Genomic DNA, 24,907 nt, shown 5'->3' with positions numbered 1-24,907 from the left:
GTGTTTGTGGTGTTTTTTTTTTTTTTTTTTTTGGGGGGTTTGTGTGGGGCGGGCCGGGGCCCCCCACCACTCAGCCTTTTAAGGCCAGAAGAGCCCGGCTTTAAGCCCGGAAGGCCCCTTTCGAGGCCCGGCCCCTTCAGGCCCGACGCAGCCGAAGGGTGACGAGTTCGAACGGGCGCAGCCTCAGGCTGGCAACGCCTTCGTCGCCGGACTCGATCGGCGTCGGCACGCTCCCCCTCAGGGGCCTCTCGAGCAGGTCCACCGCCTCGACGCCCGCACAGTCGAAGCCAGCCCGGACTGACGCCCGCGTCCTGGCCCCCAGAGACTCGTACAGGCGCACGATCACGTCTCCACTCCCGTCCTCGGCCAGTTTGACGGCCTCAACGACGGCCCCCGGATGGTCCACAGTCACGAGGGGCTCGATCCCCCGGCCGCCGCGCACCGTCCGTGCCGGGAGATTGGCGTTGTAGCCCTCACGCACGGCGTCGGGAATCCCGGCGTTCGGCACCACGACCACTGCAAAGCTGTGCGCGCCCTCGTCTGCCGTCGGGTCCGGGTACAGCGGCGCCTTGAGCAGCGAGAGCCGCACGGTCGTGGTCGTGCCCCCGTCGCCCTTTGCCCACTCGCCGGACGCTCCAGCGGGCCGCTCGCCGGTGCGCACCGTGCGAGTGACGTCGTGACCGTACGCCGTGCAGTTGGCAATCGCGACGCCGTAGCCCGGCTCGGCGACGTGGATCCAACGGTGGGCGCAGATCTCGAACCGTGCCGCGTCCCACGAGGTGGTGACTGGGACAGGCCGGAAGACGTGGCCGAACTGCGTCTCCGAGGCGCTGCGGTCCGCGCGCAGGTCGAGGCCGAAGCCGAGCTTGAGGAGCTTCTGCCGCTCGTGCCAGTCGACGTCCGTCTCGATCCGCAGCCCCGCCGCCCCTGCCTCGAGCACGAGCCGCTGCCGCACGCTGGACTCGCCGAACGCTCGCTCGACCTCCAGCACCGCCACGCCCTGCACGCCGCTTCCCTCGCCGTGCGGGGCGGCCGCGGCGGGCGCCACCCGCACCGCCCCGGTCAGCTGCACGACGTTATGCCGGTAGAACTCATCGAGGTCCCAGGCGTCCCACTCGTTGGGCGTATCCCGGTGGAGCTCGAGGAGGTTGCCGAACGAGCCCGGCGCGATCGCGTTCCGACCGGTCGCCGCGTCGACGAGCGCCACGAGGAGTCCATCACCGTCGATCTCCGCACGGACCACGCCGTTGTCGAGCACCCAGCCGCCCGCCGCACGTGGTTCGAGGCGCGCCTCGCCTCGCGCGTCATCTTCAGGTCCGCGCACGACGGCGCCCCCTCCGAGCGCGGGCACGCCGCCTCGCGCGTGGGGCGCCGCGTTGAGGAAGATGTCGCGCTCGCCCGTGCCGACGAGCGCCTTCGCCGCGCTGCCGATGAGGACCTCGAGGTCCCGCTCGATCGCAGCATAGTTCCGTTCGGCATCGCGGTGCACCCAGGCGATCGAGCTGCCCGGCAGGATGTCGTGGAACTGCTGTAGGAGCGTCAGGCGCCAGAGGCGGTGGAGCTCGTCCGCCGGGTAGGGCATACCGAACCGGACCGCGGCGGTAGAGCACCAGAGCTCGGCCTCGCGCAGGAGGTGCTCGCTCCGCCGGTTCCCCGCTTTGGTCCGCGCCTGCGCGGTGTACGTCCCGCGGTGCTTCTCGAGGTACATCTCCCCCGTCCAGACCGGCGCACTCGTGTACTCGGCCTCGGCCTCGAGGAAGAACTCCCGCGGGGTGCCGACTCGGACGCGGGGCGAGCCCTCGAGGTCGGCGTACCGGCGGGCCGCCGCCATCATCTCCCGCATGGGCCCCCCGCCGCCGTCGCCGAAACCGAACGGTACGAGTGAGACGGACGCGCGGCCGTGTTCCCGGAACGTGCGTTCGGCGTGGGCGAGATTCGAGGCGCTCAGGTCCGAGCTGTACGTGTCTGCGGGCGGGAAGTGCGTGAACACGAGGGAGCCATCGATCCCCTCCCAGAAGAAGCTGTGGTGCGGGAACCGATTCGCTTGGTTCCACGAGAGCTTCTGGGTGAGGAACCAGCGGCTGCCAGCGGCCCGGACAATCTGGGGAAGCGCGGCCGAGTACCCGAACGAGTCGGGCAGCCAGGCCTCCTCGCACTCGACGCCGAACTCTGCGAGGAAGAACCGCTTGCCCTCGACGAACTGCCTGGCCATCGCCTCCCCGCCGGGCATATTGGTGTCCGCTTCCACCCACATGCCGCCCACGGGGACGAACCGGCCCTCGGCGGCCTTCTCCTTGATCCGTTCGAAGAGCTGCGGATAACCGTCGCGGATCCACGCGAGCTGCTGCGCCGACGAGCAGGCGAACGTGAGGTCCGGGTCGCGGTCCATGAGGGCGACGACGTTCGAGAAGGTCCGGGCGCACTTGCGCTGCGTCTCGCGGAGGGGCCACAGCCACGCCGAATCGATGTGCGCATGGCCCGTGGCGACGATCCGGTGCGCGCTGGCCTCGGCCGGAGAGGCAAGCACCCCCGCGAGCGCCGCGCGGCCCGCGGCGGCCGTGCTGGCGACGTCGTGCGGGTCCATGACGTCGAGCATGCGCTCGAGGGCCCGCAGGATGAGGTGGCGCCGGGGCCGATTGTCGGGCAGCTCGTGCATGAGGCCCCGGATCGCCCAGACATCCTGGACGAGCTCCCACACGGTCGTGTCCCGCTCTGCGATGACGAGGGCACCGAGCCGGTACAGGGGCGCCTCGCCGGCCGTGGTCTTGTCCCCGAGCCGGGTCGGCTCGAAGCGCCAGTCCTGGGCCAGGTCTGGGTTCGCGGCCGCCTCGACGTAGAAGTCGACATCTTCTCGGCCAGCTGCGGCTTCCGGCCCCGCCGCGAGCGCGCTGACGGGGATGTACTGGTTGCGCGGGTTGAGCGCCTTGACGATGCCGCCGTCGCGGAGCCACACGAGTCCCTCGCACTGGAAGCCGGGCTGCTGATCGGTGTAGCCGAGGTCCACAAGGACCTCGAGATCGGTCCCAGGTCCGCCCCACCCCGGCGGGATGCGGCCGGTGAGGTGCAGCCACATGGTGCCCCACGCGGGGCCCCATTCCTCGCCCGAGGCGGCCGGCCGGAAGTCCTGTGCGAGGGCGTTCCCGAACGGCACCGGCTCACCGGGCGCATCCCATCGCTCGGCTCTGAGGGGCAGCGTGCGCCGATAGACGGCTGGAGTCAGGCGCTCCCGGAAGAACCGGTCGATGCGGGCCTCGGTGATCAGGCGATCGTCGTGCACGGGGCGAATATCCAATCAGTTGACTAACCGCTGGGTATCAAACTACTCCCCCGTACGGCGCGGCGGAACGCCGCACCTGTCACGATTCGGGCCCGGCCGCGATGTCATGCCACGCCGAGAGCCCGCTCACCTCAGGAGCCGGGGATGAGCCGCTCATGCCCCGCGTACACATTGAACCCGTCACCCCGGCTGAACCCGATGAGCGTCACGCCGGACTCCTCGGCGAGCTCGACGGCGAGCGTCGAGGGTGCACTCACCGCGGCGAGGACGGGGATGCCGGCCATCGCGGCCTTCTGCACGAGCTCGAAGGAGGCTCGTCCGGAGACCTGGAGGACCGTCCCGGAGAGGGGCAGCCGGCCCTCGCGGAGCGCCCAGCCCACCACCTTGTCCACCGCGTTGTGCCGGCCCACGTCCTCGCGGAGGCACTCGAGTTCGGCGCGGGTTCCGTCGTCGTGGATCGAGAACAGGCCCGCGGCATGCACGCCGCCCGTCCTGTCGAACAGGGCCTGGGCCGACCGCAGGCGAGCGGGCAGGCCGGCGACGAGCTCCGGGAGGAGGCGCACGCCGTCGTCCGCGGGGCTGTAGTGGGACGAGCGGCGGACGGCATCGATCGAGTCCGTCCCGCAGATCCCGCACGCGCTCGAGGTGACGACGTTCCGCCCGAGATCGGGGAGGACGACGCCGGGCCTCAGCTGCGCGTCGACCACGTTGAACGTCTGGTGCCCGTCGGCATCCTCGCCCGCGCAGAAGCGCTCGGAGACGAGCTGCTCAGACTCCCAGACCACTCCCTCCGAGACGAGGAACCCTGCCACAAGCTCGAAGTCGTTCCCGGGCGTGCGCATCGTGACGCTGTACTTGAGGGTGCCTGCGGGCCCGGTCAGGCGGATCTCGAGGGGTTCCTCCACGGCGAGGACGTCCTCCTTGTGCCGGACGGGATGCTCGCTGCCCAGGACGTACTTGTGCACCTTGCGGCGCTGGCTCAGCCGGCCCATGGCGTCCTCCTCGTCTTGTCCCTGAGGCGCATGCCTCAGCTCAATTGTCCCGCATGGGCCGTGCTGTCCCCGGGCGTGTGCCGCTCGAAGCGCACCGTGATCGCCTTGAAGCCCGGGGTGTTGGACTCGCGGGCAACGTTCTCCCGGTGCACGAGCGCGTTCGCTTCGGGGAAGTAGGCGGCCGCACAGCCCTTCGCGGTCGGGTACGAGACGAGGCGGAAACGGTCCGCGCGGCGCTCTTCGCCGTTGAAGACGCTCACCACGTCCACGAGCTCTCGGTCAGCGAGGCCGAGCGCCGCGAGGTCCTCGGGGTGGATCAGGATCACGCGGCGGCCGTCCTTGATGCCCCGGTAGCGGTCGTCCTGCCCATAGAACGTCGTGTTGTACTGGTCGTGGCTCCGGATGGTCTGGAGGATGAGGTACCCAGCGGGGGCCTCGAGGTACTCGAGCGGGCTGACCGTGAAGTGCGCCCGACCGGCATCCGTGGCGAAGGTCCGGGAATCGCGCGGCGGGTTGGGCAGCTGGAAGCCGTTCTTGTCGCGGACGCGGCGGTTGAAGTCCTCGAAGCCGGGCAGGACCCGGGCGATGTGGTCGCGGATCACGTCGTAGTCCTCGGCCATCGCGCGCCAGTCCACCGCGTGGTCCTCCCCCAGGGTGGCCGCCGCGAGGCGCGCCACGATCACGGGTTCGGAGAGGAGGTGCTCCGAGATGGGCTCGAGCCGTCCCTGGGTCGCGTGCACCATGGACATCGAGTCCTCGACGGAGAGGAACTGGCGGCCCTTGGGGTGCTTGTCGTCCCGATCGGTGCGCCCGAGCGTGGGCAGGATGAGAGACGTCTTCCCGTGGACCACGTGGGAGCGGTTCGGCTTGGTGGAGATGTGCACCGTGAGACCGGCGCGTTGCATGCCTGCCTCGAGCGCATCGGTGTCCGAGTTGGCCTGCGCGAAGTTGCCGCCGAGGGAGACGAACACATCCACCTCGTCCTTCTCGAAGGCCTCAAGCGTCTCGGTGGAGTCATGGCCGTGCTCGCGGGGCGTCGTGATGCCGAACTCACTGTCCAGGGCGGCGAGCAGCCATTCCTTGGGCTTCTCCCAGATGCCCATGGTCCTGTCGCCCTGGACATTGGAGTGCCCGCGCACGGGGCAGGCACCCGCGCCAGGCTTGCCGAAGTTGCCTTGGAGCAGGAGGACGTTGACGATCTCGCGGATCGTGTCCACCGAGTGCGGCTGCTGGGTCAGGCCCAGCGCCCAGCAGACCACCGTGGCCTTGGACTTGGCGAGGAGGTTCGCGACCGTGGCGATCTCGAGCCTCGACAGGCCCGTCGCGCGCTCAGTCTCGTCCCAGTCGATCTCGGCGCGGGCGGCCTCGTAGGCCGCGAAGCCATCGGTCCGGGCGTCGACGAACGCACGTTCCACGATGCTGCCCGGCACGCGCCGCTCCTCCTCGAGGAGGAGGTGACCGAGCGCCTGGAACAGCGCGAGGTCCCCGCCCACCTTGATCTGCAGGAACTCGTCCGCGATGGTCGCACCCTCGCCCACGTAGCCCGAGACGGTCTGCGGGTCCTTGAAGTGCAGGAGGCCGGCCTCGGGAAGCGGGTTGACGGCCACGACCTTCCCGCCGCGGTCGCGGCACTCCTTGAGCGCCGAGAGCATGCGGGGGTGGTTGGTCCCGGGGTTCTGGCCGACGACGAGGATGAGCTCGGCCTCGTGGATGTCCTCGAGGGTCACCGTCCCCTTCCCGATCCCGATCGTCGGGTTGAGCGCCGATCCGGAGGACTCGTGGCACATGTTGGAGCAGTCCGGAAGGTTGTTGGTCCCGAGGCTGCGGGCGAACAGCTGGTACATGAACGCTGTCTCGTTCGCGGTGCGGCCGGACGTGTAGAAGACGCAGCGGTCCGGCGTGGTCGCGTTGATGTGCTCAGCGACGAGGTCGAACGCGTCCGTCCAGGAGATGCGGCGATAGCGGTCGTCGCCGGGGCGCAGGACCACGGGCTCGGTGATGCGGCCATGCTTGGACAGCCAGTAGTCGGTCTTGTTGCGCAGGGTCTCGATGGGGTGGGACTCCCACCACTCGGGCGTCACGGCGGAGACGGTGGCCTCCTCGGCCACGGCCTTCGCACCGTTCTCGCAGAACTCTGCTGCCTTGCGGTGCCCGTTGGACTCTGGCCACGCGCAGCCGGGGCAGTCGAAGCCGCCGCGCTGGTTGATCCGGGCCAGGGAGCGCACCGTGCGCAGCGGGCCGGCCTGCTCGAGGCCGCGCTGGAGCGCGACGGCGACGGCCGTCAGGCCCGCCGCCGAGGTCTCGGGATGGCCGACGTGCAGGGAATCCTCGTTGATGTCCACAATGCGCGACTCGTTGCTCATGGGTCCATACTGCCCATAATCGAGGCCGATATCGACTCCGATACCATTTTCGACGGCGGCCCGCACCGCGGGGCGTATCACGCGTCGAGGGCGCTCCAGTCCACGGGGTCCTGGGAACCGACGGTCCGCCGCTTCGGCTTGGCCTTTTCGGTCGGCGCGGCCTTCGCCTTCGCGGAGGACGACGGCGCACCCTCGCCGAGCGGGCGCCCCCACGGGAGCGGGATGCACGCCACGGGAGCGCCGAGCTCGAGCCCGTGCGGCGGCACAACCATGAACCCGTCCGCGCGCGCGAGCCCCCGCAGCATGCCGGACCCGCTGCCGGCCGCGGGCGACGCCAAGCCGTACATGCGCCGGAACGGCAGGATCCGCGTGCGCCGGAGCTCGGGCTCGAACACCTCGCCCGCAGGAAGCTCGACGGCGGCGAGCGGCTCCCGTCCGGACAGCGCCGCCAGGAGAGGCTCGCCTACCGTCACGAGTCCGACGACGGCCGCGAGGGGATTCCCCGGGAGCCCGACGAAGAACCGGCCGTCCGGCAGCTCCGCCAGCACGGTGGGGTGGCCGGGGCGCATTGCCACGCCATCCACGATGAGCCGCCCGCCCATCTGTGCCACGATGTCGCGGAAGTGGTCCGACCCGCCGCGGCCTGTGCCGCCCGTGGTGATCACGACGTCCGCTGGGCCCGCGGGTGCGGCCGGCGACCCGGCGCCGTCGTGCGCGGCCCCGGCACGCGAGGCACCCTCAGCCGTGGCGTGATCAGCCGCGGCGTCCTCATCCGAGAGCGCCGCAGCCCACTCGGCGGCGGCGTCGCCGATTTTCCGGTGGCCCACAAGGATCCCGCCGTACGCCTCGACGAGCGGGGGGATGAGATAGCTGAAGACGTCCCGCACGAGGCCGGGGCCTGGGAGTCCGCTCTCGACCACTTCTCCGCCCGTGCGCACGATCCTCACGAGGGGTCGCCCGGTGACGTTCACGGCGTCGTACCCGGCGAGGGCGGCGAGCGCGAGCTGGGCCGGGCCCAGAAGGGAACCGGCCTTGAGGAGGACGTCTCCCCCGTGGGCCTCCTCGCCCGCCTGCCGGAGGTCCGCGCCGCCGCCGGGCGAACCGGGCGGGGCCGAGGGCGAAACGCGCAGGTGCGGGAGTCCATCCTCATCGGGCAGGACCTCGCCATGCTCGCGGCGCAGGACCGACCGCGCACCAGGCGGGAGCGCGCCCCCCGTGACGATCGGCACGGCCTGGTGCGCGGTGAGGGGCTCGCCCGGGTCGGCGAGGATCCAGGGTCCCGTGCCGCACACAGCCCAGCCGTCCATCGCCGAGGACGTGTAGTGCGGCATGTCGCGCAGGGCTGTCAGCGGTTCTGCGAGGGACCGCCCGGCGGCGCGGACGAGAGGGACCTCGGCGGGGGGCAGCGCCCGGGCCGCCGCAGCCGCGGCCTCCCGCGCCTGTGCCCACGTGAGATGGAGCGCGTGCTCGTCGCCGGCCGCATGAGGGCCGGAGGTCATCCCTCGGTACCGGCCGTCCCGCGGGCCTTCGCGGCCGTGAGCGCTGCAGCGATCGACGATTCCATCGCGGCGCCCGGCTCAGTCTGGCCGCTTCCGGCCGCGAGGCCCGCCGCGTAGGCCGCAAGGAACGTGGTCAGGGGCGCCGCCGGGCGCACTACCGAATGCGCTGCGACGCCGGCCAGGCCGAGTACGGCGTCGATATCGATATCGAGTCCGCCCAGCCCGAGGACCTCGGAGAGCTCTGCGCACCACGCCCGCAGCACCGCGTCCTTATCGGGCGCGTCGTTGGGCTCGTCCCTCGACGGCTCACTCATGGGGCTTCCTCCTGCCGTGGCGCTGCACCCGGCACTCGTTCGGTGCCCGGCCGTTCGATGCCCCAGCGCCGCGCCGCATCCCAGGTGTCGACGTCGTCGGACACCCCCGGGGGCAGCTTCAGGGGCAGCAAGTCCAGCCTAGCAATGAGGTGCCTCATCGGACGGTCGGCGAGGCCGCCGTCCGTCGAAAGCTGACTCAGCGCGGCCGTCAGCGCCTCCCGTCGGTACACCGCCAGAAGCGGTTGGATGCGGCCCTCGCCGTCCTCGCCGACCACGCCGCCGAGGGATCGTTCGGGCCTCACGGGATCCGGCGTCGCCGCATCACGTGCGCGCCCGAGGAGTGCTGCGACGGCGTCGGGGGCGCGCGGCAGGTCTGCCGCAACGACGACGATCCAGTCCGGCGCTACCTCCGCATCGTGGCCGGAGGACTGCCCCACATCGTGCACCGCATCCTGCCCCGAAGGAGACCCGAGCGCTGCCACACCCGCGCCCAGCGCCGCGAGCGGCCCGGCGTAAAGGGGCACCTCGCGGGTGTACAGCACGTGGCGCGAGGGGCGCGGCACCGCCCCGGGGGTTACCGGCGTTGCCCGACCCTCGACCGGCACGTCGGGACCGCCCGGCTCTCCCGGTCCGGGACCGACGACGACAGTGAGACGCGCGCCGTCGACCGCGTCGAGGGCATGGTCCAGCAGCGTCGCGCCCCGGTAGGTGAGCTGCGGCTTGGGGTGCCCGCCGAGTCTGGACGCGCGCCCTCCTGCGAGGACGATGGCGTCGAAGCCGAAGATCAGGCCGCCGTCTCCGGCACGAGGAAGGCGCTCCACTGTGCTGCGGGCTTCTCCAGTTCCTTGATCTGCCATACGACGCCGACGGGTTCGGCAGGCGTGAAGCGCAGCTTCCAGCCCATTTCCGACGGGGTGTGGTCTCCCTTGACGTTGTTGCACCGGAGGCAGCAGGCCACGAGGTTCTCCCACGAGTCTGCACCGCCGCGGGAGCGTGGGAGTACGTGGTCCACCGTGTGTGCCGGCTTGCCGCAGTAGCCGCAGGCATGCGCGTCCCGGCGCAGCACCCCGCGTCTGCTGACAGCGGTGACGTAGGTCCGCCGGGGCCTGATGTAGCGATGGAGGAGAATCACCGACGGCCGCCCGAGCACATCGCGCGGTCCGACGACTGGTTCGCCGTCTTCCGCGACCACGCTCGCCTTTCCGGCGAGCACGAGCACGAGCGCGCGGCGGAAGGTGACCACCGCGAGCGGTTCATATCCAGCATTGAGAACGAGTGTGCGCATGCGCATTCCTCACGGCCGCACCCGGTCAGGGGCACAGGGCCGGCTGCCCTGTGCTTAGCCGGGCTGATCGACTCTCCAAGAGTACTGAACCGTGCTGTGATTCAACGAACTGCCGGCCACGGCGAGCCGAGGTGTCCGGGAACGTTAACCGTCCGGTTACCTGGGAGGGCCCCCGCCGCGGGGCGAAAGCAGGCTGCGGCATGCGCTCACCCGCGGGGTGAAAAGGACGCCCCCTCCCGTGCGGGAGGGGGCGTCCTTGACTGGATCCGGAGGCCGTTCGCTGCCCCGGAATTCGGGGGGTGATCAGCCGCCGACGCGGATGAACACCGGACCGGAACCGACGTTGACGCTGAAGAGCGCCGTGGTGCCGCCGTTCCAGCCACCGTGGACGGCCATGCCGTTGCCCACGTAGACCGCGATGTGGGCCATACCCATGCCGCCGTTGGCGTAGTAGGCGAGGTCGCCCGGCTGCGCCTCGGCGGCGCTCACCGTGCGGCCGAGGGACAGGTAGCCTGCCGGCCAGCCGTGGTAGTGGATGCCGACGGCGGCCAGGGAGTTGGTCACAAGCATCGTGCAGTCCTGCGCCACGCCGAGCTGGGCGTAGGCCGCAGCGGCGATCGCCGCGCCCATGCCGGAGGACGAGGCCGGAACCTGCGTCGTTGCCGGGGTGGTCGAGGCGGCCTTGACGATGGTGGTTGCCGTCTGCGCCGCCGGAGCGGCAACGGGGGCCGGAGCCTCGACGACGGGAGCCGCGACGGACTCGACCGCGGGACGCTCGAAGCTCACGCTCGCGGTGGCCTCTGCCGAGATCGGAGCCTGGACGGCGCTCTCGACGTCGAGCGATGCCGGGGCCGAAGCCTCGCGCTGAGTGGAGACAGTCGACGCGTTGGCGGCCATGCCGCCGGTGAGGACGAGGCCACCGGCCGCAGCGATGACGGCAGCCTGACGGCCGACGCCGCCGGCGTTGTCGGTCACCGCCTTCGCGATGACGGCCAGCGAGGAGGTGTTGTCCGCGCGGTGGCGGGCAATGCCTGCACGAGTGGTCATAGGGAATTTCTCTCTTTCGTGTCCATCAAGCCGCAGGGGGTCGGCCTTCAGAGGACGACGCAGTCAGGAGAGGACCGCGCCGCCCGAGTAGCGGATAGTTCTCAGTGGCCCAGCGTGTAGAAGACCGACGTACCGGTGGCAGCAACGGCATGGAGCAGCGTGCCCTGCGAGGGGTTGAGGGCGCTGATCATCATTCCGTTGCCGACGTAGATGCCCACGTGGGCACCGCCGTTCTGGACCACCAGGTCCCCGGGCTGCGGGGTGGAAGTCGGGGTCATGATGGACCAGGCCTGCACGCGGGGGATGCTGATGCCAGCCTGTGCGTAGACCCACTGGGTGAAGCCAGAGCAGTCCCAGCCGGCGGGGGTGGTGCCACCCCAGACGTAGGGATGACCGATGCCCGTGTAGGCAATGGCTGCAAGGGTCGAACCGGCAGCGTTCACAGTGGCGGCCGCGCGGGGCGCGGACGACTGTGCGGTCAGTGCGGTCTGGGAGGCAGCAGCAGCCGTGGTCTGGACGACCGGGGCTGCGACCGACTCGACCGCGGGGCGCTCGAACGAGATCTGGGCTTCATTGGACGCGACGACGCTTGGCGCGGAAGCGCTGGCCACGTCGGAGAGTGCGGAAGCATCGCGATGGGCTTCCGCTGCCTGGGCGGGAAGCCCAGCGCTGATGATCAGACCCGACGCCGCTGCGATGACGGCCGCCTGGCGACCGATCGTGCCTGCGTTGTCGGACATGGCATTCGCAACGGCCTCAAAGGGACGCGTGCGAGCCACAGGCGCGCGGTGGCGCGCAGTCAACGTACGAGTCGACACAGAAATAGCCTCTCCCAATGCCTACGAGGTGAGCTGTCGGGTTCGGATGGAAAGTATCCGGCCTCCTGGCGGACCAGGCTGCTTAACCCCAAGGCCCTCCGAAGAGGACCAGAAGTGGTTCCCCCGCCTCTGCCAGACGGATATGTGCGAACGGCTCCAGGAAGTGGCAGAGCTCGGCGATCTTCCCGGATGTTCCAACTTGGTAGGAGCTGGAACAGTGACGACCCTACCCGACCTCGGACGAAAAGTCACATTCGGATCACGGCCAAAAAATCGACCGTTACAAAGAGGGAACGGCGTTCTCAAGCGTGGACGAGAGACTCCACAAGAGGATCCGGAGAGACGCCCGTGGCCCGAGAACACAAGGCGAGCGGCGCCGTCGTGCGCTCAGCGCCACCCACCGGGGCGGACGGTCCAGCGGACTCCCTCACGGCTCACGGCGCTTCCTGTCCGTAATATTTCCGTGATCTTTAGTGAGACTCAGCTCACAAGACGAGTCGTCGCCCGGGTTTATCCATCGGGTAGAGTTTTTGTTGCTTTGTGTGAGACCGTGTGCGTTCAGCCCGCAGGACAACCCGCAGAACAGAGGGCGGCGGCTCAGCTGACGGCGACGAAGACGTGGGCAGCAACCTCGGCCGGCAGCTCGAGGGCACCGTCCACGCTGGGCACACGCACCGAGATGTAGTCGCCCACACGCTCGAGAGAGACCTTCGCGCCGGGGCGGATGCCGCCCTCGTCCAGCTGTGCCAGGAGCTCGGGGTCCACCTGGATCGGCTCCGCGAGGCGGCAGACAACAACGCGCTGGCCGGGCGCATAGTCACCCATGGCCTCGACGAGGGTCACCATGCCGTCACTGAAGCCCTCCGAGGCCTCGCCGCCGAGTTCCTCGAGACCCGGGATCGGATTGCCGTAGGGCGACTCCGTGGGCCTCCCGAGCAGCTCGTACAGTCGGCGCTCCACCCGCTCGCTCATGACGTGCTCCCACCGGCACGCCTCGTCGTGGACGTAGGACCAATCCAGACCAATGATGTCGGAGAGCAGACGCTCAGCCAGACGGTGCTTCCGCATGACCTCGACGGCCCGTTTGCGGCCCATGTCCGTGAGCTCGAGATGCCTGTCCCCGGAGACCACCACGAGTCCGTCCCGCTCCATGCGGGCCACGGTCTGGGAGACGGTGGGGCCCGAGTGCCGAAGCCGCTCAGCGATGCGCGCACGCAGGGGCGTGATCCCCTCCTCCTCAAGCTCGAGGATGGTGCGCAGGTACATCTCGGTGGTATCGATGAGGTCGGACATGCGGGTTGCGAGCTCCTGGCGGCGAGTCGTGCGGCGGGGTTGGCCGCTTGCTTCGGAGTCTATCTTATTTTGATCTGCTCAGATTTAGCCCGAACAGGGCGGCGCCACGAATTCGCACGGTCCCCTGACGGTGCGGCACACTTGATCCGGGGTGGATGGACATGGGCCCCCACCCCCAACCCGGATCCCCCAAGGAGGCGCCCCCGTGAGCGAAACCAGCCAGCTTAAGATCCCCGCCGAGCTCCTCCCGGCGGACGGCCGCTTCGGCGCCGGACCGTCCAAGGTCCGCAAGGAGCAGGTCGACGCGATCGCCGCGGCCGGTGCAGCGCTCCTCGGCACGTCCCACCGCCAGGCGCCCGTCAAGAACCTGGTCGGCAGCGTCCGCGAGGGGCTCAAGTCCTTCTTCAAGGCCCCCGAGGACTACGAGGTGATCCTCGGCGTCGGAGGGTCGACGGCGTTCTGGGACATCGCCTCGTTCGGCCTCGTCCGTTCCAAGGCCCAGCACCTCTCCTTCGGCGAGTTCGGCTCGAAGTTCGCCAAGGCGACGGACAAGGCGCCCTTCCTCGAGGCCTCCTCGATCATCGTCTCCGAGCCCGGCACCCGGCCCGCCCCGAAGGCGGAGGCCGGCGTCGACGTCTACGCGTGGCCCCAGAACGAGACGTCGACCGGCGTCGCGGCCCCCGTGCAGCGCGTCGAGCGCGCGGATGAGGGCTCGCTCGTGGTCATCGACGCGACGAGCGCAGCGGGCGGCCTCCCCGTGGACGTCACCGAGAGTGACGTCTACTACTTCGCGCCCCAGAAGAACTTCGCCTCCGACGGCGGGCTGTGGCTCGCGCTGTTCTCTCCCGCCGCGCTCGATCGCGCCGAAGAGATCAAGGCGTCGGGCCGCTGGATCCCGGACTTCCTCGACCTCAAGACCGCGATCGACAACTCGAAGCTCAACCAGACGTACAACACGCCGAGCCTCACCACGCTCGTGGGCCTGAACAACCAGGTCGAGTGGCTCAACGCCAACGGCGGCCTCGACTGGGCCACCGCCCGCACCGCGGATTCCGCCGGCCGCATCTACTCGTGGGCCGAGGCGTCCTCGTTCGCCACGCCGTTCGTCGAGAAGCCGGAAGAGCGCTCGAACGTCATCGCGACGGTCGACTTCGACGAGTCCATCGATGCCGCACAGGTCGCCAAGATCCTCCGCGCCAACGGAATCGTGGACACCGAGCCCTACCGCAAGCTCGGCCGCAACCAGCTGCGCATCGCGACGTTCGTCGCGATCGAGCCGGACGACGTCACCAAGCTCACTCAGGCCATCGACTGGGTCGTGGGCCAGCTCAAGGGCTAGGCCCGCTCAGCTGCCTGAAGCAGCCGACGCATGACACGGGCCCCCACCTTTCCAGGTGGGGCCCGTGTCACTCTGATCCGCGCGTTCTGATCCGCACGTTCTGCTCCGCGTACTGGCGGTGGGGCGCTTCCCGCTCAGTCGTCGTGCTCGTCGGGGCCTTGCGGGCCGTCGTCGTGAGAGGTGGCGGCAGCGCCGTCGTCGTGCGTCTCGGCAGCATCCTGCTCGGAATCCTCAGGCGCGGCGTCATCCCCGTGCGCCGCGGCGTCGCGCTCTTCCGGGCGTATGCGCTCGGACCACGGCAGCCACTCGGGGGCGAGGAGCGAGCCCTCGGACGGTACGAGGCCGATCTCGTTCACCGTTGCCACCTTGGAGCGCGCGACCCGGGCCACCGTGACGAACCACTGCCAGCCGCGGTACCCGCGCAGTCGGCACTCGAAGAGGTGGGTGACAACCCGCTCTCCCTCGCTCTTCGCCGCGATGTGGCTCCCGATGTCCTCGGGCCGGGCAATGGCCGCGAGGGCGTCCCGGGCGGTGTCCACGGCCGCCGCGAGGATCGAGTCCGGCTTGCCGACGCGCCAGATCGGCACACCGGCCTTCCGCTTGGCGGCGGGGCGTGCGATCTCGGCTTCGGGAGCAGCGGCGGCGGGAGCGGCGTCAGTCATGGCTACGCATCGAGCTCGTCGGCCACGCGGCGCAGTGCAGCCGCGATGGTGTGGCCCTTCTCCGGGTAGCTGCCCTTGGAGAGCTGCCCGGAGAGGTTGTCGAGGACGCTCACGAGGTCCTGGACGATGGGCGCGAGCTCGCGGGCGGGCATCCGCTTGGCCTTGGCCACGGAGGGGAGCTTCTCAAGCACGCGGACCGAAAGGGCCTGCGGACCGCGGCGACCGTCGGCGATGCCGTATTCGAGCCTGGACCCTGTCTTGATCTCGGCCTCGGCCGGCACGGCCGAGCCTGGCAGGAAGACCTCCTGCCCGTCGTCGCCGGCGATGAACCCGAAGCCCTTCGCCTTGTCGAAGAACTTGACCTTGCCAGTGGGCACTGACACAACCCCCATCTATGAGGACTCGAAGGAATCCGCTGGTGCCGCGCGCAGTCACGAGCGGGATGCTGTACTGCCTCTAGGTTACTGGCTCCCGCTGCGTGACGGCTCCGGCCGTCAAAGTCGAAGCCGGTGCCAGCACCGCGCCGTGCACGCTGTTAGGTTGGTGCCATGGCGCCTTCTGTGCCCCATCGGGGACTCCTCCACCCATCTGCCGGTGACGATCGCGCGCGCGGCGGCGCCACTCCCGGCTGGCGGCGCGGCGTCCTGACGGCCGGCGTGGTCATCGCGGTGGTGTCACTCGCTGCGTGGGCCGTGACGCTGGGCCTCGCGGCCGCCGGTGGCACCCCGCCGGCGTGGGTGGGCGTCGTGGCCCTCTACGGGCTGCCGGTGGCGTTCGTGCTCATGGGCCTCGCAATCGTTGCCTCGGCGATGGACCGGAGGCGCCGGTAGTGTCGTCGATCCGCGCGCTCGCCGAGGAGCTGTCCTCGAGGGGCAACGACTCGCTCCGTCGGCTGTTTGTGGCTCGCCCCGACCTCATCACACCAGGGGTGCCCGACTTTGCCGCGCTCGCCGCACGGGCCTGCGCGCGGGTGAGCCTCCAGCGTGCGCTCGAGGGCCTCACCAAGCCTGAGCTCCAGGTCCTCGACGCGCTGGTCCTGACCACCAACGAGGACGAGGGCAAGAGCGGGAGCGCCGTCGAGCTGCGGCATGCGGTGGGGAACGCGACCCTCGGAACCCTCGAGGCCATCCTCGCGAACCTGTCCCAGCTGGCCCTCGTGTACCGGGCGGATCCGCCGGACACGATCCATTCCGCATCCGGGAGCCGCCGCCGCTACTACCAGCCGGTCGCCCGGGTCCGGGAGGTCCTCGGCAGCTACCCCGCGGGCCTCGGCCGGTCGTACACGGAGCTCGCTCTGGCCTCGCCGATCTTCGCCGAGCATGCGGCGCGGATCGTCAATGCCATCACGGCGCTGCAGCCGGACACGCAGCAGCACGTCGAGCATCACATTGCGGCGGCGTACGCGCTCGAACGCTGGGCGGCCCTCCCCGAGTCGCTCGACGGAGCGCCGCCCCGCACGGCAGAGGTCCTGGCGAAGTTCGCCAATTGGCCAGTCGGTGCGGTCCCGCACGCTGCGGCCCGCATCAGGCCGGGGCACCGCACGGACAATCCGGTCGACTGGCTCCTGACCCACGGCATCCTTGTCCCGCTCGACGATGAGCACGTGGAGCTCGCCAGACCAGCAGGCCTGACCCTGCGCGGCGGCCGCATCGTGCCGGACCTGACGATGATGCCGCCCTCCCCCGTGCTCACGACGACGCGCCCCGCCCTCCGCCGCAACGCCGCCCTCGGGGCGATCGGCGACGTGCTGCGGACCGTGAGCTCCCTCGCCGTCCAGGTGTCCGAGCATCCGCTCGAAACCCTGCGGGCAGGGGGCGTCGGGGCCCGCGAGGTCCGCCGGCTCGCAGCGGCCTTGCGAACCGACGCCGATCCGACGGTGTTCGCACTCGAGCTCGCGGCCGAGGCCGGCATCCTCACGCTCGACCCGGACACGTCGACGTGGCGCGCCACGGGAGCCGAGTCCTGGCTGGCCATCTCGCGGCCTGAGCAGTGGCTCATCCTCGCGACCGCGTGGCTGGACACGCCGCGCGTCCCCTCCCTCGCGATGTCCGCGGAGGGGAGCGACCAGCTTGCTCCGCTATCCGGCGAGGGCCAGCGCTCCGATGCGCCCCTCGTTCGCCGCAGGATCCTCGAGGTCGCAAACCAGCTGTCGGAAGGGGCCGCGAGGCCGGACGGCCGCAGCGTGGTCGTCGACGCCGATTCCATCCGGGCTCGCATCGACTGGGTCCAGCCACGGCTCGGCCGGCGTCTGCGCGGCCTGCTCGAGACGGTCCTGGCCGAGGCGGCGATGCTGGGCTTCACGGGGTCCGGCGCGCTGACGGATGTGGGCACCGCCGTGCTGCGCGAGGACTATGCCGCCGCCCAGGCATGCCTCGCCGACTTGCTGCCTGCCGGCGTCGAGAAGGTCCTCCTCCAGGCTGACCTCACAGCAGTGGCCCCGGGCTACCTCGATCCCGTCCTGGCCCGCAGGCTGGCCCTCCTCGCCGACCCGGAGGGCCGCGGCCCCGCCACGATCTACCGTTTCTCTGATGCAAGCCTGCGCCGCGCGCTGGATGCGGGCGAGGACGCGGCCTCGATCCATGCCTTCCTCGCGGAGCACTCCTCGACCCCAGTGCCGCAGCCGCTCAGGTACCTCATCGACGACACCGCCGCGCGGCACGGCCGCATCCGAGTGGGCCGCGCGGGCAGCTTCATTGCGAGCGACGACGACGCCGGCCTCGCCGGGATCCTCGCCGATCCGGCCACTCGACATCTCGGACTCACGCAGATCGCACCGACCGTCCTCGTGAGCAATGCCTCGCCCCAAGAAGTTGCGAATGTGCTCCGGGAGCTCGGCCACTCCCCCGCCGTCGATGCATCCCTCGATCCCGTGGTCCGTCTCCGCCGCCGCGGTGGGACGGGCCTGTTGCCTGTGCCTACCCCACGGCCGGCGGTCCCGGACCACGACGCCATCGAGGCGCAGCTGGCCGTGCTCCGCACCCAGTCCCCGGTCGGGCCGAACGGTGACGAGGCCGCACCGGCGATGGGCATCGAGACGCTTCAGAAGGCCATCCGCCTCAAGCGGGCGGTACGCTTGAATATCGTCGACGCGCTCGGCAACTCGAGCGTCGAGGAGCTACGGCCCGTTTCGATCTCGGCGGGACGCGTGCGCGTCTTCGACCCGGAGCGCGAGACCGAGCGGGTCCTGAGCGTGCACCGGATCATCGACGTCGAGCTGGCCTGACCCGGCCTGCCGGGAGACCCGCGGATCGGGGCCGCGCGAGCCAGTTCTGCGTACCCGCCCGGCCCGATGCGAAGGAGTCACCCAGTTGAGCGACGGACCCCTCATCGTCCAGAGCGACAAGACCATCCTGCTCGAGGTCGACCACCCGCAGGCCACCGAGGCGCGGCACGAGATCGCCGCGTTCGCCGAGCTCGAACGCGCCCCCGAGCACGTTCATACCTACCGGCTCACGCCGCTCGGCCTGTGGAACGCCCGCGCCGCCGGGCTCGACGCCGAGCGCGTCCTCAACACGCTCCTCACCTATTCGCGGTTCCCCGTCCCGCATGCGCTCCTCATCGATATTGACGAGACGATGTCCCGCTACGGGCGGCTGTGGCTCGAAAAGGATCCCGTCCACGGGCTCGTGCTGCGCTCCGACGATTTCCCGGTGCTCGAGGAGGTGCACCGGGCCAAGAAGATCGCGCCCATGCTCGGTCCGCGCATCGACGCGCGGACCACCGTGGTCCTCTCGTCCCAACGCGGCGCGCTCAAGCAGGCGCTGCTCAAGATCGGCTGGCCCGCGGACGACCGTGCGGGCTACGTCGACGGCACCCCGCACCCGATAGCGCTCACCGAGACCGTGCCGGCCACCGCCGCCGGTGACGCACACGACGGCGGGGAGTCGCCGGCGTCGTCCGGCCCGCCGCCCGCGACCGGCGGATGGTCCCTGCGCCCGTACCAGCGGGTGGCGGCGGAGAACTTCTGGGCCGGCGGCAGCGGCGTCGTCGTGCTCCCGTGCGGCGCGGGGAAGACCCTCGTGGGCGCGGCCGCGATGGCGCAGTCCTCCACGACGACGCTCATCCTCGTCACCAACACTGTGTCCGCGAGGCAGTGGCGCTCCGAGCTGCTCAAGCGCACCTCGCTCACCGAGGACGAGATCGGCGAGTACTCGGGCGCCGTCAAGGAGGTCCGTCCGGTCACGATCGCGACCTACCAGGTCCTCACCTCCAAGCGCGGCGGGCTGTATCCGCACCTCGAACTGCTCGACAAGAACGACTGGGGCCTCATCATCTACGACGAGGTGCACCTCCTGCCCGCGCCAATCTTCCGCATGACGGCGGACCTCCAGGCGCGCCGACGCCTCGGTCTCACCGCGACCCTCGTGCGCGAGGACGGCCGCGAAGGCGAGGTGTTCTCGCTCATCGGGCCGAAGAGGTACGACGCGCCCTGGAAGGACATCGAGGCGCAGGGCTACATCGCGCCTGCCGACTGCGTCGAGGTGCGCGTCGATCTCCCTCGCGACGAGCGCATGGCGTACGCGATGGCGGAGGACGCCGACAAGTACCGCCTGTGCGCGGGGAGCGAGACCAAGACGGCCGTCGTGGAGCGGCTCGTGGCCCGGCACGCGGACGAGCAGCTGCTCGTGATCGGGCAGTTCCTCGACCAGCTCGGGGAGATCGGCGAGCGCATTGGGGCCCCGGTCATCACCGGGGCCACGAGCGTCAAGGAGCGGCAGCGGCTGTTCGACGCTTTCCGTGCGGGGGAGGAACGGAGGCTTGTGGTCTCGAAGGTCGCGAATTTCTCGATCGACCTGCCCGAGGCGTCGGTGGCGATCCAGGTCTCGGGCTCGTTCGGCTCGCGGCAGGAGGAGGCCCAGCGGCTCGGGAGGCTGCTGCGGCCCAAGGCGGATGGACGCGCGGCGCGGTTCTACGCGCTCGTGGCCCGGGACACGCTCGACCAGGACTTCGCGGCGAAGCGGCAGCGGTTCCTCGCGGAACAGGGATACGCGTATCGGATCCTCGACGCCCGCGACATCCCGTGACTTTTTTTGTCATGACGGATGCTATCTGAATTCGTTGTGATCTGAGTGTGACCGCTCCTACACTGGCGTCGCTGGGGTCTTCGTTCCGCTACGGCGGATCCACGGAGCGGGCGCTGGGGGCCGCGCCGAAACCCGTGTTCGCACCAGCGAAAGCACACTTCCAATGAAACTCATCCACCGCAGCCGTTGGGCTGCGCTAATCGGTGCCGGCGCGCTCGTCGTCGCCACCGCAACCGCGTCGGTGGGCGCAGTGCCGCCTCCGCCTCTTAACGGGAGTACGTTCGAAGGCGGGGACGGGAACCTGACCGTTGATACTGCAGGCAACACCGACTGGGCCAATGTGGCCGGCCTCCACACCGGCATCGATCAACCTTCAGGCAGCGGCGACAACGCGTTCGGACAAGGAACCAAAGAAGACAGCTCCGCGGTGACCGTTGTGGACGGCTCCATCCCGCCCAACAAGAACGATCTCACGAGGTTCTACGAGGCCTCCGAGACGGCGAGCAACAACCACACCTACCTTTATCTGGCGTGGGAACGCCTGGTCAACATCGGCAACGCCAACCTCGACTTCGAAATCAACCAGAAGGCGACCACGGGATTCACCGGCACGACCACGGGCCCCCTGACCCTCAACCGGACGGCCGGTGACCTCTTGGTCTCCTACGACTTCGGAGGCAGCGGCACGCCGACTCTTGGCATCAACACGTGGCTCACAGCCGCGGCAGGCAACACCGTGGGCCAATGTTACTCCGCGAATGCCTTGCCCTGCTGGGGCAACCACCTCGTCCTCAACGGGACAGTCTCTCAAGGCGCCGTCAATACCGTTCAGGTGACCGATCCGATCGCGAACCAGAACCTGGGCGTCGGCCTGTTCGGAGAGGCAGCGATTGACCTGACCGCAGCCGGGGTAATTCCCCCGGGGACATGCGAGGCATTCGGCAGCGCGTTCGTCAAGAGTCGGTCATCGTCGTCGTTCACCGCGGAGATCAAGGACTTCATCGCACCCATCGCCGTCAACATCAGCAACTGCGGAAGCATCACGATCAAGAAGGTGACCCAGAACGCTCCCGCCGGGGACAAGACATCGTTCGCGTACACGACCTCTCCAAACCTGAAGGCGACGGGCAACGCGTTCAGCCTGCAGTCCGGCGGGGTGCAAGCGTTCGCTTCGCTTCCATCTGCCACCTACACCGTCAGTGAAGGCACACAGTCGGCACCATGGAACTTCGTTGACGTTGTGTGTGACCCAAACACCCACGTGACGACAACTGGCCAGATGGTGTCGATCGCCTTAGCTAACACAGAGAACGTGGTCTGCACGTACACGAATCACTACACGAACAGTCCCACCATCGCGACTACGCTCTCCGCCACAACCATTACCGCAGGCAGCTCCGCCCATGATTCCGCCACACTCAGCGGCGCATCGGCCAATGCTGGCGGCACAGTGACCTACTCGGTGTTCAGCGACAACGCCTGCTCGGTGAAAGTCTCGGATGCGGGGACAGTGACCGTCACCGCCGGTAGCGTCCCCAACTCGAACGACGTCACGTTCAACACCGCGGGAACCTACTTCTGGCAGGCGGCCTACAGCGGCGACGCCAACAACAACGGCGCCACGAGCCCCTGCACGTCCGAGCAACTCGTGGTCAAGACAAAGCCCACCATTGCCACCACGCTTTCGGCCACTTCGATCACTGTCGGCGGCTCCGTCCATGATTCCGCGGCACTGACTGGCGCGACATCCACGGCGGGCGGCAGCGTGACGTACACGGTCTACACCGACAACAAGTGCTCGGCAGGTGCTCGGGACGCGGGGACGGTGACCGTAACCAACGGGATCGTTCCGAATTCGAATGATCTCGCATTCAACACCGCCGGTGACTACTTCTGGCAGGCGGTCTACACCGGTGATGCCTTCAACAACGGAGCCACGAGCACCTGCACGGACGAGCACCTCGTGGTGAACAAAGCGCAGCCAGGCGAGTCCACGGCTCAGAATCTGATCCCGAACGACAGCTTCACGCTGACGGGCGGATTCAATCCCACGGGGACCATCACCTTCAACCTGTACGCCCCCAGCGACGCGACCTGCTCGGCAGCTCCAGCGCTGTCCCAAACAGTCAGCGTCAACAACGGCAACAATACCTACACCACCACCAACTCCACATTCCTTGCCACTTCGGTAGGAACATGGCGCTGGATGTCAACGTATTCAGGAGACGCCAACAACCAGGCCGCCACGTCCGCGTGCGGCACTGAGAACTTCACCATCAACAACGGCTGAGCCAAGCTCGTAACACAGCCTCACCAAGGACAGCGTCCCCGGCCCGCGGCCGGGGACGCTGTCTTGTCTCCGGGGGCGTTGATTCCAAGCACCGACAAATAATCCACCAATTAGCTAAACCTTCTTTACAGGGCTACGGGTCACGCTTATCCTGAAAGCGCTGACGGGACATTGCAGAGTCTTCACGGGGCGCCCTGACCGGGGCGAGAGGACTCACCATTTCGGTCCATTTCCGGCGTACACCCACACCCTCAAGGGGTCCTCCCATGCGCAAGGCATTCCTCGCCGTCTCCGCCCTCCTCTTCCTCGACACGATCGTCCAGCTCTACCTCGCCGCATTCGGCACCTTCGCCCTCGATCTCATCCCGAATCACGCCTCGTTCGACTACCACGCCTTCAACGGCCAGGTCGTCCTGCGCTCGCTCGCCCTCCTGACGATTCTGGTCGCGGCCCTCGCGAGGGCCGGGAAGAACACCATCTGGCTCACCGTCGGGATCTTCCTCCTGACGTGGGTCCAGCTGCTCGTCTTCATCGTCGGCGGCATGCTGACCGGGGCCGGCCCGGACAACCCAAGCATCCCGGGCGCCTGGGCAGTCGCGACCCACGCCGTCACCGGGCTGCTGATCATCTTCAGTTGCTACTGGCTCCTCCTGCGCGCTCGGCGCCTCGACAGGACCGGCTCGGTGACACGGCCGGAGAAGATCAGCGCTCAGGCCCCTGCCGCCTGACACCGAGCACCCGGACAGAGAGCCGATGCCCGCCTCAGCAGTCCTCGGCGTCGACCTCCTCCTCGCCGCGGCCTGCGCCGCGGCGTGGGGGACCGCCCTCGCAGCGGGCCTTGCCCTCACACGCACGACGGCGCCGGGCTGGGTCCCGCGGTGGGCTCCCGACGCCGTCGGGACCCTCGGCGTCCTGATAGGCGCCGGTCGGCTGGCAGTCCTCTTCGGAGGGCCATCGGCGCTCGTGGGCGACCGCCTCCTCGGAGCCACAGCCCTCACCGCCCCCGGCTGCCTGGCCGGCCTCGCCGCACTGGTGCTCCCGCGTCTCACGGGGCCGGAACGGCACGGCCGGCAGCTCAGCGCGCTGGCGGCGGCGAGCTCATTGACCACGGCGGGCCTCCTCGCCGTCCTGACTCTGGGCACCCCGGCGGGCTGGCTCCCAGTCGCCGTTCTCGGGGCTCTGGCCCTGCTCGCAACGGGCGCGGTCGCAGCGGGCCTAGCGAAGGGATGGCGTCACCGGGCGGTACCGGCCCTCGGGACCCTAAGTGTGGCCATCCTCGTCGGTTCGCTCGCGGTCGCATGGATGGACAGCCGGGGCGGCGCTCCGTCGTCGTTCCACGAGATGGACGGCCACTCGGGCATGTCTTCCACGGGGCCCGCGGCGAGTTCGCCTCACGCCAACCGGAGCGTGGACGCCCTCAGGGGATCCCAGACCAGCGGACCGGTGCGCGAGTTCACCCTCCATGCACGCAGCGGGAAGGTCACTCTCGACAACGGCAGCACCGTCGATGCCCTCACCTTCGGCTCGCTCCCCGGCCCCGAGCTGAGGGCGGTCCAAGGGGAGACCGTGCGCGTGACCCTCGTCAACGACTCCGTGGCGGACGGCGTGACGCTCCACTGGCACGGCTACGACGTGCCCAACGCGATGGACGGCGTGCCGGGCGTAACCCAGGACGCCGTCATGCCGGGTCAGTCGTTCACCTATGAGTTCGCCGCCGCCCAGACCGGGACGTACTGGTACCACACCCACCAGAACGGCTCGGCGGACGTGCCCCTCGGCCTCTACGGCGCGCTCGTCGTGGACCCGCCCGGCGGGCCCGCTCCGGGAGTGAAGGACCTGACCGTCCCCGTGCACTCGATCGCAGGCGCCACCCTGTTCGGCTCGCACGCGGGGGCCTGGTCCGAGACGGTGGCACCGGGGACCCCGGTGCGCGTGCGGCTCATCAACACGGACCAGCTCACGCAGCGGTTCGGTGTAGCGGGGTCCGGCTTCCGGCTCTCGGCGGTCGACGGCGGGGACCTCGCCGGCGGCGCGGAACTGGCCGGGACGGTCTTGCCCCTCGCCGCGGGCGGGCGCTACGACGTGGTGCTCACCATGCCGGACCACCCGGTGTGGATCACGGCGGAAGGTTCCCACGGCGGTGCCCTCGCCCTCATTCCGCCGGGCGACCCCGCGCCGTCGTCCGCGCCGCGCTTCGGAGGGGGAACCGAACTCGACCTTGCGGCGTACGGCGCGCCGGCGGCGTCGCCCGTCCCGCACGCCGACGCGACGGCCACCTACACCGCGGACCACCTCCTGCGGTTCGTCGACGGCACCCCGAAGTTCGCATTCACGATCAACGGCGCCGTCTATCCCAACATCCCGCCACTCGTCGTCCACGACGGCGAGAACGTACTCGTGACGATCGTCAACCGCAGCGACGACATCCACCCGATGCACCCGCACGGACACCACGTGCGCGTGGTCAGCATCGACGGACGGGCGGTCGCCGCGGACCTGCGGATGGACAGCCTCGAGGTGCGCCCGGGCCAGGTCTGGACGGTGCTCCTGACGGCCGACAACCCCGGGATCTGGATGGACCACTGCCACAACCTCAGCCACGCGCGGGACGGCATGGTGTTCCATCTCGCGTACGAGGGAGTCGGGACGCCGTTCAGCCACGACGCATCCTCGGCGAACCGGCCCGAGTGATGCGGACGGGGCT

Annotated in this window: 19 protein-coding genes and 1 riboswitch; of the genes, 7 read left to right on the top strand and 12 right to left on the bottom strand. The window is 69.6% G+C overall.

All coding sequences use genetic code 11. The features are described 5' to 3' along the window. Positions 1–136 precede the first annotated feature (136 nt). The 10 genes from RBS60_RS11905 to RBS60_RS11860 all read right to left on the bottom strand — a co-directional run bounded on the left by RBS60_RS11905 (position 137) and on the right by RBS60_RS11860 (position 12,888). Entirely contained in the window at positions 137–3,277 is a 3,141-nt protein-coding gene (locus RBS60_RS11905; RefSeq protein ID WP_307957771.1) for a glycoside hydrolase family 38 C-terminal domain-containing protein, read from the bottom strand. Between the two features lie 131 nt (positions 3,278–3,408). Continuing rightward, positions 3,409–4,269 (bottom strand): formate dehydrogenase accessory sulfurtransferase FdhD, encoded by an 861-nt coding sequence (gene fdhD / locus RBS60_RS11900; RefSeq protein ID WP_307957770.1) that lies wholly within the window; start codon positions 4,267–4,269, stop codon positions 3,409–3,411. A 35-nt stretch (positions 4,270–4,304) separates the two neighbouring features. Beyond that, positions 4,305–6,632: an FdhF/YdeP family oxidoreductase gene (locus tag RBS60_RS11895; RefSeq protein WP_307957769.1), complete on the bottom strand. Its 2,328-nt coding sequence runs from the start codon at positions 6,630–6,632 to the stop codon at positions 4,305–4,307. A gap of 77 nt (positions 6,633–6,709) precedes the next feature. Then, entirely contained in the window at positions 6,710–8,131 is a 1,422-nt protein-coding gene (locus tag RBS60_RS11890; RefSeq protein WP_307957768.1) for a molybdopterin-binding protein, read from the bottom strand. Further along, complete coding sequence (locus tag RBS60_RS11885) at positions 8,128–8,445, bottom strand: DUF6457 domain-containing protein (protein WP_307957767.1); 318 nt, start codon at positions 8,443–8,445, stop codon at positions 8,128–8,130. The genes RBS60_RS11890 and RBS60_RS11885 overlap by 4 nt, the downstream gene beginning before the upstream one ends. Beyond that, positions 8,442–9,266, bottom strand: coding sequence for an NTP transferase domain-containing protein (locus tag RBS60_RS11880; protein ID WP_307957766.1), 825 nt, complete (start codon positions 9,264–9,266; stop codon positions 8,442–8,444). Before RBS60_RS11880 ends, RBS60_RS11885 begins: the two co-directional genes overlap by 4 nt. Further along, entirely contained in the window at positions 9,230–9,730 is a 501-nt protein-coding gene (locus RBS60_RS11875; RefSeq protein WP_307957765.1) for an HNH endonuclease, read from the bottom strand. Before RBS60_RS11875 ends, RBS60_RS11880 begins: the two co-directional genes overlap by 37 nt. A gap of 303 nt (positions 9,731–10,033) precedes the next feature. Continuing rightward, on the bottom strand, positions 10,034–10,777 hold the full coding sequence (locus tag RBS60_RS11870; RefSeq protein WP_307957764.1) for an NlpC/P60 family protein: 744 nt from the start codon (positions 10,775–10,777) through the stop codon (positions 10,034–10,036). Between the two features lie 101 nt (positions 10,778–10,878). Then, complete coding sequence (locus RBS60_RS11865) at positions 10,879–11,517, bottom strand: NlpC/P60 family protein (protein WP_307957763.1); 639 nt, start codon at positions 11,515–11,517, stop codon at positions 10,879–10,881. Between the two features lie 82 nt (positions 11,518–11,599). After that, positions 11,600–11,784, bottom strand: a riboswitch (cyclic di-AMP (ydaO/yuaA leader). Between the two features lie 408 nt (positions 11,785–12,192). Further along, the gene (locus RBS60_RS11860) at positions 12,193–12,888 is read right to left on the bottom strand and encodes a metal-dependent transcriptional regulator (protein ID WP_307957762.1); all 696 of its coding nucleotides are present in this window, start codon (positions 12,886–12,888) and stop codon (positions 12,193–12,195) included. 205 nt (positions 12,889–13,093) lie between these two features. Between RBS60_RS11860 and serC the strand changes: the two genes are divergently transcribed. Beyond that, positions 13,094–14,227 (top strand): phosphoserine transaminase, encoded by a 1,134-nt coding sequence (gene serC, locus RBS60_RS11855; RefSeq protein WP_307957761.1) that lies wholly within the window; start codon positions 13,094–13,096, stop codon positions 14,225–14,227. Positions 14,228–14,361: 134 nt separating this feature from the next. On the opposite strand, the gene RBS60_RS11850 is transcribed toward serC, so the two are convergent. After that, positions 14,362–14,889, bottom strand: a complete 528-nt coding sequence (locus tag RBS60_RS11850) for a DUF3027 domain-containing protein (RefSeq protein WP_307957760.1) — start codon at positions 14,887–14,889, stop codon at positions 14,362–14,364. A gap of 2 nt (positions 14,890–14,891) precedes the next feature. After that, positions 14,892–15,266, bottom strand: a complete 375-nt coding sequence (locus RBS60_RS11845) for a cold shock domain-containing protein (RefSeq protein ID WP_307957848.1) — start codon at positions 15,264–15,266, stop codon at positions 14,892–14,894. Between the two features lie 171 nt (positions 15,267–15,437). On the opposite strand from RBS60_RS11845, the gene RBS60_RS11840 reads away from it, so the two are divergent. The 6 genes from RBS60_RS11840 to RBS60_RS11815 all read left to right on the top strand — a co-directional run bounded on the left by RBS60_RS11840 (position 15,438) and on the right by RBS60_RS11815 (position 24,894). After that, positions 15,438–15,719 carry a hypothetical protein gene (locus RBS60_RS11840; RefSeq protein ID WP_307957759.1) on the top strand — a complete coding sequence of 94 codons (282 nt, stop codon included), beginning with the start codon at positions 15,438–15,440 and terminating at the stop codon, positions 15,717–15,719. Then, positions 15,719–18,112, top strand: a complete 2,394-nt coding sequence (locus RBS60_RS11835) for a helicase-associated domain-containing protein (RefSeq protein ID WP_307957758.1) — start codon at positions 15,719–15,721, stop codon at positions 18,110–18,112. The genes RBS60_RS11840 and RBS60_RS11835 overlap by 1 nt, the downstream gene beginning before the upstream one ends. A gap of 85 nt (positions 18,113–18,197) precedes the next feature. Continuing rightward, a complete protein-coding gene (locus RBS60_RS11830; protein WP_307957757.1) occupies positions 18,198–19,913 on the top strand; it encodes a DNA repair helicase XPB in 1,716 nt (571 codons plus the stop codon). A gap of 163 nt (positions 19,914–20,076) precedes the next feature. After that, complete coding sequence (locus RBS60_RS11825; RefSeq protein WP_307957756.1) at positions 20,077–22,203, top strand: hypothetical protein; 2,127 nt, start codon at positions 20,077–20,079, stop codon at positions 22,201–22,203. Positions 22,204–22,469: 266 nt separating this feature from the next. Then, complete coding sequence (locus RBS60_RS11820; RefSeq protein ID WP_307957755.1) at positions 22,470–22,931, top strand: DUF6220 domain-containing protein; 462 nt, start codon at positions 22,470–22,472, stop codon at positions 22,929–22,931. A 25-nt stretch (positions 22,932–22,956) separates the two neighbouring features. Then, positions 22,957–24,894, top strand: a complete 1,938-nt coding sequence (locus tag RBS60_RS11815; protein ID WP_307957754.1) for a multicopper oxidase family protein — start codon at positions 22,957–22,959, stop codon at positions 24,892–24,894. The last annotated feature ends 13 nt before the right edge of the window (positions 24,895–24,907 follow it).

It is taken from the genome of Sinomonas sp. ASV486 (assembly GCF_030908215.1).
In the GTDB taxonomy this organism is placed as follows: Bacteria; Actinomycetota; Actinomycetes; order Actinomycetales; family Micrococcaceae; genus Sinomonas; species Sinomonas puerhi.
This window is presented reverse-complemented; position numbering and strand designations above follow the sequence as displayed.

Coding starts and splice junctions, on each gene's coding strand:
- RBS60_RS11890 (WP_307957768.1), bottom strand. CDS start 8,131: ATGACCTCCGGCCCTCATGCGGCCGGCGACGAGCACGCGCTCCATCTC.
- RBS60_RS11865 (WP_307957763.1), bottom strand. CDS start 11,517: ATGTCCGACAACGCAGGCACGATCGGTCGCCAGGCGGCCGTCATCGCA.
- RBS60_RS11875 (WP_307957765.1), bottom strand. CDS start 9,730: ATGCGCACACTCGTTCTCAATGCTGGATATGAACCGCTCGCGGTGGTC.
- RBS60_RS11860 (WP_307957762.1), bottom strand. CDS start 12,888: ATGTCCGACCTCATCGATACCACCGAGATGTACCTGCGCACCATCCTC.
- RBS60_RS11820 (WP_307957755.1), top strand. CDS start 22,470: ATGCGCAAGGCATTCCTCGCCGTCTCCGCCCTCCTCTTCCTCGACACG.
- RBS60_RS11870 (WP_307957764.1), bottom strand. CDS start 10,777: ATGACCACTCGTGCAGGCATTGCCCGCCACCGCGCGGACAACACCTCC.
- RBS60_RS11895 (WP_307957769.1), bottom strand. CDS start 6,632: ATGAGCAACGAGTCGCGCATTGTGGACATCAACGAGGATTCCCTGCAC.
- RBS60_RS11885 (WP_307957767.1), bottom strand. CDS start 8,445: ATGAGTGAGCCGTCGAGGGACGAGCCCAACGACGCGCCCGATAAGGAC.
- RBS60_RS11850 (WP_307957760.1), bottom strand. CDS start 14,889: ATGACTGACGCCGCTCCCGCCGCCGCTGCTCCCGAAGCCGAGATCGCA.
- RBS60_RS11825 (WP_307957756.1), top strand. CDS start 20,077: ATGAAACTCATCCACCGCAGCCGTTGGGCTGCGCTAATCGGTGCCGGC.
- RBS60_RS11815 (WP_307957754.1), top strand. CDS start 22,957: ATGCCCGCCTCAGCAGTCCTCGGCGTCGACCTCCTCCTCGCCGCGGCC.
- fdhD (WP_307957770.1), bottom strand. CDS start 4,269: ATGGGCCGGCTGAGCCAGCGCCGCAAGGTGCACAAGTACGTCCTGGGC.
- RBS60_RS11840 (WP_307957759.1), top strand. CDS start 15,438: ATGGCGCCTTCTGTGCCCCATCGGGGACTCCTCCACCCATCTGCCGGT.